The sequence below is a fragment of the Pseudogemmobacter sp. TB195 genome (assembly GCF_058313095.1).
On the sequence record NZ_JBZEGG010000083.1, the window covers coordinates 1 to 1,459 of the forward strand.

Sequence of the window (1,459 nt, forward strand, 5' to 3'; positions counted from 1 at the left end):
CGCGACTGCCGGAAGGCAACTGGCCGGAAGAGCGGCTTCAGAAGACCCTGCGCAACTATGCGATGGAATACATCACCTCGATCGTTCCCGAGGCCGTGGCGGCGCTTGGCCCCGAGCAGGGCGGCCATATAGCGGGCGCGGCCGCCCGGCTCATCGGCATGCACACGTTCGATGACGTCGCCGCCCTGCTGGGCGGCGTCGCGCCGGGCAAGGAAGGCTTTGCAGCTGGACGGTTCGAAAAACCTGGTGCTTTGAGGGCTCTGGAGCGAAACTGAGGCTGTCAGATTTTGGAGGCGTCGATGGCCAGCCAGCCCGGTTTCTTTGATCTTGCGGACCGTTACGCGGCGCTGAGCGCTGCCGGTGATCCCCTTGAGCGGCTGGCGGCAGTTGTGGACTTCGAGACATTCCGGACGCCATTAGTCGGAGCTCTTCACCGGGCGACGCGAGGCAAGGGCGGACGACCGCCCTACGACCCTGTCATGATGTTCAAGATCCTTGTCTTGCAGGCCCTTTACTCACTGTCTGATGGGGCCACGGAGTTCCAGATCCGAGACCGCCTTTCTTTTCAGCGCTTCCTTGGACTGGGTCTCGACGGAGCTGTGCCTGACGCCACGACCGTCTGGCTTTTCCGGGAGCGGCTGGTGAAAGCCGGAGCCATCGACAGCCTGTTCACCCGCTTCGACGCCGCCCTGACAGAGCGCGGCTTTGTCGCCATGGGCGGCCAGATCATCGACGCGACGGTTGTTCCGGCTCCGCGTCAGCGCAATAGCGACGGCGAGAAGAAGGACATCCGGGAGGGGCGTATCCCGGAGGACTGGAAGGACAGGCCTGCAAAGCTGCGCCAGAAGGACCGCGATGCGCGCTGGAGCATCAGGTACAGCAAAGCGAAGGTGAAGGATGACGCCGATCCGGCCGCCTTCAAGCCCGTCGATCTCGCCGTTCCCATATTTGGCTACAAGAACCACGTGGGCATCGATCGGGCCCACCGGTTTATCCGGACCTGGGACGCCAGCGCGGCCAACGCCCATGATGGCGCGCGCCTTCCCGCTCTCATCAGCAAGGCCAATACCGGTTCAAGCGTCTGGGCCGATACTGCCTACCGCTCGAAGAAGAATGATGCGTTTCTGGCAGATGGCATGTTCAGCAGCCAGATCCACCGCAAGAAGCCGAAGGGCCGCCCGATGCCCGCGCACATCGCACGGGCCAACGGTAAGCGTTCCGTTATCCGGGCTGCGGTTGAGCATGTCTTCGCGGCGCAGAAGCATCGGATGGGGCTGGTGGTTCGCACCATTGGCATGGCGCGGGCCCGGCTGAAGATCGGCATGGCCAATCTGGCCTACAACTTCACCCGGCTTGCCTGGCTTGAAGGGAGAAGTGCGCCCGCATGATGCCTCAAGGCCGCCTCTGACGGTCCAAAGGCGACAATCAAGCGAAACAGGGCGGCCAATCGGCGTCTCCC

General features: G+C 63.5%; 2 protein-coding genes. Both read left to right on the forward strand.

The features are described from left to right. A partial coding sequence (locus AC4FS3_RS28660) for a hypothetical protein (RefSeq protein ID WP_491023364.1) occupies window positions 1-275 on the forward strand: 275 nt, incomplete at its 5' end. A 24-nt stretch (window positions 276-299) separates the two neighbouring features. Then, window positions 300-1,388 (forward strand): IS5 family transposase, encoded by a 1,089-nt coding sequence (locus AC4FS3_RS28665; protein WP_491023365.1) that lies wholly within the window; start codon window positions 300-302, stop codon window positions 1,386-1,388. Window positions 1,389-1,459 lie beyond the last annotated feature (71 nt).